Raw genomic sequence first — 8,939 nt, 5'->3', positions numbered from 1 at the left:
CGTCGCGCCTGGCTCTGGCCGGGCTGGGCGAGATCGAGGTAGAGCTGGGCGAGCTGCGACTGCGGCCACTCGCGCACGCGCGCGGCGAAGCCGGAAACGATCGCCCAGTGGCCGAAGCGCAGCGCGTCGAGCAGGTGGGCCGGCGTGTCGGCGCCGGAAGAAATCGCCGCGTCGCCGAGGCTGGCCGGCAGCGGCGTCTCGGGATCGAGCAGCGCCACCAGGTCCCAGCGCCCGGTGGCGGCGGCATGGTCCAGCGCGCTGCGGCCGTCGCTGCCGGGCGTCTTCGGCTCGGCGCCCAGCGCGAGCAGCGCGCGCACCGTGTCCGCGTGCGCGCGCGGCGACTGGCAGGCCAGCGTTAGCGCGTCGCGGCCGTGGCTGTCGCGCACCCGCGCGTCGGGCTGCACTTCGGCGAGCCGCTGCACGATGCCCACGGCGCCGGCGCGCGCGGCCTCCATCAGCGCGGTGCTGCCGTGGCGGTCGGCCAGGGAGGCGTCCGCGCCCGCCGCGCACAGCGCGCGGGCGATCTGTTCGTGGCCTTCGGCGGCAGCGGCGATCAGCGCGCTGCGGTGGCGCGCGTCCACCGCGTTCACGGCGGCGCGGTGCTTGAGCAGCAGCTTCACGCCGGTGGGGTCGTCGTCGGCGATGCCGGCGGCGGCGATCAGGGCGGGTTCGCCGTTCGCCGGCGCGGGCTTCGCGCCGCGCTCCAGCAGGAACTTCGCCAGCGGCCAGTTCGCGGCCCGGCAGGCCACCGCGAGCGGGCTGGCGCCGCCCTGGTCCAGCGCGTTGATCGGCGCGCCGGCGTCCAGCAGCATCGCCGCCACCATCGGTTCCTCGCTGAGTACCGCGCCGTGCAGCGCGGTGCGGCCTTCGGCATCCGCCGCCAGCGGGTTCGCGCCGTTCGCCAGCAGCGTCATCACCGCCTCGGCGCGGCCATGCCAGCTGTCGCGGGTGGCGGCCAGCAACGGGGTGAGCCCGCCGCTGGCGCGGTTGACGTCGGCGCCCTTGGCGATCAGCGCGCGCAGCAGGCGGGTGTCCGGCAGCAGCGCGGCGAGCATCAGCGCCGGGCGCTGGTCGCGGTCGCCGGCTGGCGGTGCGGTGGCCGGATCGGCGCCGGCCTCGACCAGCGCCAGCGCGCGCTCGATGTCGCCGTCGCGGGTGGCCGCGAGCAGCGCGGCCGCCTGTTCCGGCGTGCCCGCGGTGCGTTCCTGTTCGCTCAGCGTCGCGCTCGGCGCGGGCGCCGCGACCCTGGCGCTGGCCGGCGCGGCGGCGCTGCGCTGGCGATGGCGGTCGTGCTGCGCGCACAGCAAGGTGCGCAGCGTGCGGTTGGCCACGACCAGGCAGCCCAGCGGCAGCAGCAGCACGCCGTACAGCGCCAGCGCGGCGATGCGCAGCTCGGACGGCAGCATGCCGTACAGGCCGCTGAGCGCGATGGCGCCCCAGGCCAGCACCAGCAGGGACAGCGCGGCCGGCAGGAAATGCGTGAAGAACCGCTCCTCGCGCGCGAGGTGGCGCCCGAACATCAGGCTGCGCAAGGTGGCGGTGAAGATCCACGAACCGTCGTGCTGCTCCGGATAGGCGTCGTCCCACACGAACACCAGGCCGAACGCGGGCCACGGCCGCCACAGCACGGCCAGCGCCAGCACCAGGGTGGCGGCCAGCGCCAGCGTGGCGGCGAGGCTGTGCGACTGGCTCAGCGCCAGCATCGGCCACGCCACCAGCACGAACACGATCACCGCGTAGGCGGTGAACATCACCAGGTGCGCCGCGCCCCGGCGCAGCACGGTGCGCGTGAAGCTGGGCTCGGGATCGAAACCGATCGCGTGGCACACCGCGGCCATGGTCAGCGCGTTCGCCAGCAGCAGCGGGATCAGCGTCAGCGGGTGGGCGACCAGGCCGGCGAGCGCCACGGCGATCAGTCCGGGAACGAACCAGGCGAGGGCCTGCAGGAGCGGAGGGCGTCGGCGCGATTTGGGTTGGGTCATCCCGACAGTATAGGAATCGGCATGCACCCAGACGGTAACCTCGCGTTAACGCGACGGCCATCGTGCTGCACCGTGCGGCGCAACATCGATCAGCGATCCTGCGAAGCCTGGCGCGGGGCTTCGCCGTAGGCGGGATGGTTGGCGCCGGCGAGCGCGGCGTCGGGCGGCAGTTGCAGATGCCAGCCGCGCTCGCGCAGGTGTCCGAGCACGTGCCTGGCGTCCTCGCGCGGCAGTCGTCGCTGTTCGTCCAGCTGCAGTTCCAGCGCGAAACGGAGTTCGCCCAGCATGCCGCGCAGCGGTTCGGGCAGCACGGCGAAATCGTCGCGCTCGGCCAGCCACAGATAGGTGTCGGGTTTGCGGCGGCTGGCATATACGAAGCACTGCATGGTCTTTCCTCCATTCGCGGGCGCGGGCCCGGATCGCCGCGACGGCGCGCCGCGGATTGCTGCGCCAGCACTTGCAACCACCGACACTAGCAGGCACAGTGCCGCGGAACGATGTTAAACGCTCGTATGAATTTCGTGTGGAACCCGTCAGGCACGCGACATACCCACCCGTATCGATGATCCGCAGGAGCACATGATGCACAAGTCTTTCCGGTCCCTCTCGCGCGCCTCCCGTCCGTTGGCGCTTGCCGCCCTGAGCGTGGCTGTCGCGGGCGCCCTGGTCGCGCCCGGCATGGCCCACGCCAGCGCCTTCCAGCTGAAGGAGAACAGCGCCAAGGGTCTGGGCCGCGCCTATGCGGGTTCCGCCACGGCCGGCGGCGACGTGTCGGTGGTGGCGAACAACCCGGCGGCGATGAGCGACCTCGACGGCACCTACATGCAGGCCGACATCACCGCGATCAATTTCAGCGCCAAGTTCAGCGGCAGCGCGCACGACGTGCTGGGCCGCCCGATCAGCGGCGGCAACGGCGGCGACGCCGGCACCACGCTGCCGGTGCCCGCGCTGGCGATCTCCACCAAGGTCAGCGACCGGGTCAACCTGGGCCTCGCGCTGGACGTGCCGTTCGGCTTCCAGACCGAGTACGACCGCAACTGGATGGGCCGCTACGACGCGATCAAGACCAAGCTGCAGTCGTTCGACGCCACCCTGTCGGCCTCGTTCAAGATCAACGACCAGTGGAGCGTGGGCGCCAGCGCGATCGCCGAGCGCACCAATGCCGACCTCACCAACGCGATCAACTTCAACGCGGTGGGCCTGAGCGTGCAGCAGGGCATCGCGGCGAAGACGCAGGCGGCGGTGGCGCAGATCCAGGCGGCGATCGCCGCCGGCCAGATCCCGCCCTCGGTGGGCGCCGGGATGATCCAGGCGGCCATAGCGCAGGGCCAGGCCGCTGCGGGTGGCGTGGCCGCGGCCACGCCGCAGGGCAGCGACGGCTTCGCCCAGGTCAAGGGCAACAGCTGGGCCTGGGGCTGGCAGCTGGGCGCGTACTGGAAGCCGACCGCCAAGGATCGCGTGGGCCTGGACTACCGTTCGCGCATCACGCACGACATCGACGGCACCGCGAATTTCACCACCACGCAGGGCTATGACCTGCTGCTGGCCAATCCGGCGCTGGCGGGCAGCATCCCGCCGTTCCAGCGCACCCCCGGCAAGGCCCGCCTGACCAACCCGGCGGTGGCCACGCTGAGCTACTGGCACCAGGAAGACAAGTTCGGCCTGGGCTTCGACCTGGCCTGGACGCAGTGGAGCGTGATGCGCCAGCTCACCCTGAACTACGCGAACCCGGGGCAGCCGAACACCACGTTGCCGTTCAACTGGCGCGACACGTGGTACGCCTCGGTGGGCGGCGAGTACTACGCCACCGACAAGCTGACGCTGCGCGCCGGCGTGTCGATCGACCAGGCGCCGATGAAGGCCGGCAACCGCGATCCGCGGGTGCCCGACGCGGCGCGCCACATGGCCACGTTCGGCATCGGCTACAAGGCCAGCGAGCACTTCGAGATCAACGCCTCGTACGCGCACATCTTCGTCAGCCACGCGGGCATGAACGGCGCCCACAGTGCGACCGGCGACGTGCTGAGCGGCAGCTTCGACGACTACGGCAACCTGCTGAGCCTGTCCGCGCAGTACAAGTTCTGATCGTCGCCGCGAGCGGAACCTTCCGGAGCCTCCCTGCTTGCAGGGAGGCTTTTTCGTGGTGTGGCTCCCGGCGGCCGGCGCGCCTCAGCCGCGCCTGAGCAGCAGGTCCAGCACGCGGCGGAAGCGCGGGCCGTGGGGCGGGTTGAGCAGGCCGGCGCCGTTCCAGCGCGCCTGGCGGAACACCGGCTTGAAGTGCGAGAAGGTGCGGAAGCCAGCCTCGCCGTGGTAGCCGCCCATGCCGGAGGCGCCCACGCCGCCGATCGGCAGGCCGTGCTGGGCGAAGTGGAACAGGGTGTCGTTGACGCTGACGCCGCCCGCCACGGTACGCGCCAGCAGCCCGTCGATCCGCGCCTGGTCCTGCTCGAACACGTACAGCGCCAGCGGGTGCGGATGCGCGGCCACGTAGGCGATCGCCTGGTCCAGCGTGTCGTAGGGCAGCAGCGGCAGCAGCGGGCCGAAGATCTCTTCCTGCATCACCGCCATGCCGTCGTCGACTTCGGTGAGCAACTGCGGGGCGAAGCGGCGCGAGGCCGGGTCGTCGCCGGCGTCGCCCAGCGCATGCGTGCGCGCGCCGCGGGCCACGGCGTCGTCGCGCAGCGCGGCCAGTCGCCGGTAATGGCGGTCGGAGGCAATGCTGGTGCATTGCGCGTCCTGCACCGCAGGCGGGTACATGCGTGCGGCCACGCGGCGGGCGGTCGCGATGAAATCCGCGATGCGCGCGCGCGGCAGCAGCACGTAGTCGGGGGCGACGCAGGTCTGCCCGGCATTCACCAGCTTGCCGAACAGGATGCGTTCCACCGCGTGTTCGAAGCGCGCGCCGGGGCCGATGATCGCCGGCGACTTGCCGCCCAGCTCCAGCGTCACCGGCGTCAGGTTCGCGGCGGCGGCGCGCATGACTTGCCGGCCCACGGCGGTGGAGCCGGTGAACAGCAGGTGGTCGAACGGCAGCGTCGAGAATTCCCGCGCCACCTCGGCGTCTCCGGTCACCACCACGACCTCGTCCGGCCGGAAGTGGCGCGCCACCTGCTCGGCGAACAGCGCAGAGAAGCGCGGCGTGAACTCGCTCATCTTGATCATGGCGCGGTTGCCCGCGGCCAGCGCGTCGACCAGCGGGCCCACCGCGAGGTAGAGCGGGTAGTTCCACGGCACGATGATGCCGATCACGCCCAGCGGCTGCGGCAGCAGCTCGTTGCGCGCGGGCAGGAAGGCGAGGCCGGCGAGCGAGCGGCGCGGACGCATCCACCGGCGGCCGTGGCGCAGCGTGTGGCGCAGCCCGGACAGGCTGGCGAAGAACTCCAGCAGGTCGGTCTCATCCACCGGGCGATTGCCGAAATCGGCGTGGATCGCCGCGGCGAACGCGTCGTGCTGTTCGCGCAGCATGGTTTCCAGCGCGCGCAGCCGCTGCGCGCGCACGGGCCACGCGGGCATGGGGTCGGCCGCCTGCGCGGCGCGCAGGCGTTGCAGCTGATCGTCGAGGTTCGGAGCGCCGGTGCCCATCATGCGTTCGCCAGTGGGGCGTCGCCCATTCTTAGCACGCTGCGTCGATGGACGGTATAGCCGTCAGCACACGTTGCCCGTGCGGCCGGCATTGCGGAACGGCAGCCGACGCGATGCTCGGCTGCCGTTCCGGTGGGGCACCTACTCGCCGATCGTCAGCAGCGAGGCGTTGCCGCCGGCGGCGGTGGTGTTGACGGTGAGCGTGCGCTCGCCGGCGAAGCGCAGCAGGTAGTGCGGGCCGCCGGCCTTGGGGCCGGTGCCGGACAGGCTTTCGCCGCCGAACGGCTGCACGCCGACCACCGCACCGATCTGGTTGCGGTTGACGTAGCAGTTGCCGACGCGGGCGTGGCTGCGGATGTATTCCACGGTGTCGTCGATGCGGCTGTGCACGCCCAGGGTGAGGCCGTAGCCGGTGGCGTTGATCTGCTCGACCACCTGCGGCAGCTCGCTGCCCTTCCAGCGCAGCACGTGCAGCACCGGGCCGAACACTTCGCGCGTCAGCGTGGACAGCGCGGGGATCTCGTAGGCGCGCGGCGCGAAGAACGTGCCGTTCGCGGTGGCGGCCGGGTCCAGCGGCACCTCGGCGATCTTCTTCGCCTCCTTGTCCATGCGCGCGGCGTGGTCGACCAGGATCTGCTTCGCGTCCTCGTCGATCACCGGGCCCACGTCGGTGGAAAGCTGGCCGGGGTCGCCCACCTTCAGCTCGGCCATCGCGCCGGCGAGCATGCCGACCACCTTGTCGGCGATGTCCTCCTGCACGAACAGCACGCGCGCGGCCGAGCAGCGCTGGCCGGCGGACTGGAAGGCCGAGGCGATCACGTCCTTGACGATCTGCTCGGGCAGGGCGGAGGAGTCGGCGATCATCGCGTTCTGGCCGCCGGTCTCGGCGACCAGCGCGGCGATCGGCGCGTTGCGCGCGGCGAGCGCGCGGTTGATCGCCCAGGCGGTCTCGGTGGAGCCGGTGAAGGCCACGCCGGCCACGCGCGGGTCGCGGGTGAGCGCCGCGCCGACCACGGCGCCGTCGCCGGGCAGGAACTGCAGCACGGCCTCGGGCACGCCGGCTTCGTGCAGCAGTTTCACGGCGGCATGGCCGATCAGGCTGGTCTGCTCGGCCGGCTTCGCGATCACGCTGTTGCCGGCGGCGAGCGCGGCGGAGACCTGGCCCAGGAAGATCGCCAGCGGGAAGTTCCACGGGCTGATGCAGACGAACACGCCGCGGCCGTTGAGGAACAGCTGGTTGCTCTCGCCGGTGGGACCGGGCAGCTGCTCGGGCTGGCCGAACAGGCGGCGCGCCATGGTTGCGTAGTAGCGCAGGAAGTCGGCGGCCTCGCGAACCTCGGCGATGGCGTCGGGCAGGCTCTTGCCGGCTTCGCGCACGCACAGCGCGATGAATTCGGCGCGGCGCGCCTCGAGCTGCTCGGCGGCGTGCTCGAGGATCGCGGCGCGGCTGGCGGCGGGCAGGCGGTCCCAGTCGGGCTGGGCGGCGACGGCGTTCGCCAGCGCGCGGTCCACCAGCGCGGCGTCGGCGCTGACGTAGCTGCCCACGGCCTGGCGGCGGTCGGCGGGGTTGGTCACCGTGACCGTCGGGCCGTTGCCCTTGCCGCCGGGCACCAGCGGCTCGGCGTTCCAGGGGCCGGCCTTGGCGTTGACGGCTTCAGCGGTGGCCTTCAGTTCGTTGTCGTTGGAGAAGTTGATGCCCATGGAATTCTTCCGAGTTACCAGATTTGAATTCTGCGCAAGCGCAGAATTGTCACCGAAAAGGTTGACCGGCAGCGGGATGCGCGGATGGGGGATGGAGGCGAAGCGGCGCACCGTCTCGCAGGGGTCGGCCACCAGCTCGCGCACCGGCAGGCTTTCGTCCACCACGCGGTTGACGAAGCTGGTGTTGGCGCCGTTTTCCAGCAGGCGGCGCACCAGATAGGGCAGCAGGTCCTCGTGCGTGCCCACCGGCGCGTACACGCGGCAGGGCACGTTGAGGTTCTCTGGGCCGATCACCTCGGCGTAGAGGTCGGTGCCCATGCCGTGCAGGCGCTGGAACTCGAACGGGCGGCCGCGCGCGATGTGGTGCACGGCGGCGATGCTGTGCGCGTTGTGGGTGGCGAACTGCGGGTAGATCAGCTCGCTGCCGGCGTCGAACAGCTTGCGCGCGCAGGCGAGGTAGGAGACGTCGGTGTTCGGCTTGCGCGTGTACAGCGGGTAGCCGGCCAGGCCCTGTTCCTGCGCGCGCTTGATCTCGGCGTCCCAGTAGGCGCCCTTCACCAGGCGCACGTACCAGCGACGATTTGCCGCACGTGCCGTCTCGATCAGCCAGTCGATCACGAACGGGGTGCGCTTGGAGTAGGCCTGCACCACGATGCCGAGGCCGTTCCAGCCCGCCAGCGAGGGGTGGGCGAACACGTCGCCGATGATGTCCAGCGAGAGTTCGAGGCGGTCGGCCTCCTCGGCGTCGACGGACAGCGCGATGCCCTGCTTCATCGCCAGCTGCGACAGCTCCAGCAGCTTGGCGGTGAGCATGCGGCGCGCGTCCTCGCGCCTGGCCACCTCGTAGCGCGGGTGCAGCGCGGACAGCTTCACCGAGATCGACGGCGCATCCGTGTGGTTGGCGAACGGGCCGCGCGCGCCGATGCGGCCGATGGCGCGGCGGTAGTCTTCCTGGTAGCGCTCGGCGGTCTCGGCGGTGAGTGCGGATTCGCCCAGCATGTCGTAGGAATAGCGGTACACCGCGTATTCCTTCTTCGCGCAGCGGTCCAGCGCCTCGTCGATGGTCTGCCCCATCACGAACTGGTGGCCCATGATGCGCATGGCCTGGCGCACCGCGAGACGGATCGCCGGCTCGCCCGCGCGGCCCGCGAGGCGCTTCAGCGCGCCGGTGAAGTCGCGGCGGGTCTCCTCGGCCAGGTTCACCAGGCGGCCAGTGAGCATCAGGCCCCAGGTGCTGGCGTTGACGAACAGCGATTCGCTCTGGCCCAGGTGCTTCTTCCAGTCCGCATCGCCCAGCTTGTCGCGGATCAGCTTGTCGGCGGTGGCCTTGTCCGGAATGCGCAGCAGCGCCTCGGCCACGCACATCAGCAGCACGCCCTCCTCGGAGGACAGGTCGTACTGGCGCATGAAGGATTCGACCGCGCTCTGGTCCCCGGCGCGGGCCCGCACGCGGGTCACCAGGCCGGCGGCGAGGTCGATCACCTGCTCGCGCTCGGCGGGCGGCAGGGTGGCCTGGGCGAGCAGGTCGTTGACCGCTTCGGTCTCGTCGCGCAGCCATGCGGCGGTGATGCGTGCGCGGGCCGGTTCGGCGCCGGCGGGGAGTTCGGGGCTGAGAATGGGCAGGGTCACGATGCAGCCGATGTGGTGGGATGGACGTACGAAACGCGGGATTGT

General features: G+C 71.5%; 5 protein-coding genes. 1 reads left to right on the top strand and 4 read right to left on the bottom strand.

The window, feature by feature from the left end; all coding sequences use genetic code 11:
• Both PCA_RS17690 and PCA_RS14605 read right to left on the bottom strand, forming a co-directional pair.
• Positions 1-1,982: ankyrin repeat domain-containing protein (locus tag PCA_RS17690; RefSeq protein ID WP_255436890.1), on the bottom strand; the 1,982-nt coding region annotated here is incomplete at its 3' end.
• An 89-nt stretch (positions 1,983-2,071) separates the two neighbouring features.
• Positions 2,072-2,368 carry a YcgL domain-containing protein gene (locus tag PCA_RS14605; RefSeq protein ID WP_181303350.1) on the bottom strand — a complete coding sequence of 99 codons (297 nt, stop codon included), beginning with the start codon at positions 2,366-2,368 and terminating at the stop codon, positions 2,072-2,074.
• 196 nt (positions 2,369-2,564) lie between these two features.
• Between PCA_RS14605 and PCA_RS14600 the strand changes: the two genes are divergently transcribed.
• Positions 2,565-4,067, top strand: coding sequence for an outer membrane protein transport protein (locus PCA_RS14600; RefSeq protein ID WP_181303349.1), 1,503 nt, complete (start codon positions 2,565-2,567; stop codon positions 4,065-4,067).
• Positions 4,068-4,151: 84 nt separating this feature from the next.
• Here the strand turns inward: PCA_RS14600 and PCA_RS14595 are convergent, their stop codons facing one another.
• Together PCA_RS14595 and putA are read right to left on the bottom strand one after the other, a co-directional pair.
• Complete coding sequence (locus tag PCA_RS14595; RefSeq protein ID WP_181303348.1) at positions 4,152-5,567, bottom strand: coniferyl aldehyde dehydrogenase; 1,416 nt, start codon at positions 5,565-5,567, stop codon at positions 4,152-4,154.
• Positions 5,568-5,705: 138 nt separating this feature from the next.
• Positions 5,706-8,894, bottom strand: a complete 3,189-nt coding sequence (gene putA / locus PCA_RS14590; protein WP_181303347.1) for a bifunctional proline dehydrogenase/L-glutamate gamma-semialdehyde dehydrogenase PutA — start codon at positions 8,892-8,894, stop codon at positions 5,706-5,708.
• Positions 8,895-8,939 lie beyond the last annotated feature (45 nt).

This window comes from Rhodanobacter sp. PCA2, assembly GCF_013620825.1.
In the GTDB taxonomy this organism is placed as follows: domain Bacteria; phylum Pseudomonadota; class Gammaproteobacteria; order Xanthomonadales; family Rhodanobacteraceae; genus Rhodanobacter_A.
The sequence above is the reverse complement of the archived record's forward strand: the minus strand, read 5'-3'. Positions and strand labels throughout refer to the sequence as shown.

Coding starts and splice junctions, on each gene's coding strand:
- PCA_RS14605 (WP_181303350.1), bottom strand. CDS start 2,368: ATGCAGTGCTTCGTATATGCCAGCCGCCGCAAACCCGACACCTATCTG.
- PCA_RS14600 (WP_181303349.1), top strand. CDS start 2,565: ATGCACAAGTCTTTCCGGTCCCTCTCGCGCGCCTCCCGTCCGTTGGCG.
- PCA_RS14595 (WP_181303348.1), bottom strand. CDS start 5,567: ATGATGGGCACCGGCGCTCCGAACCTCGACGATCAGCTGCAACGCCTG.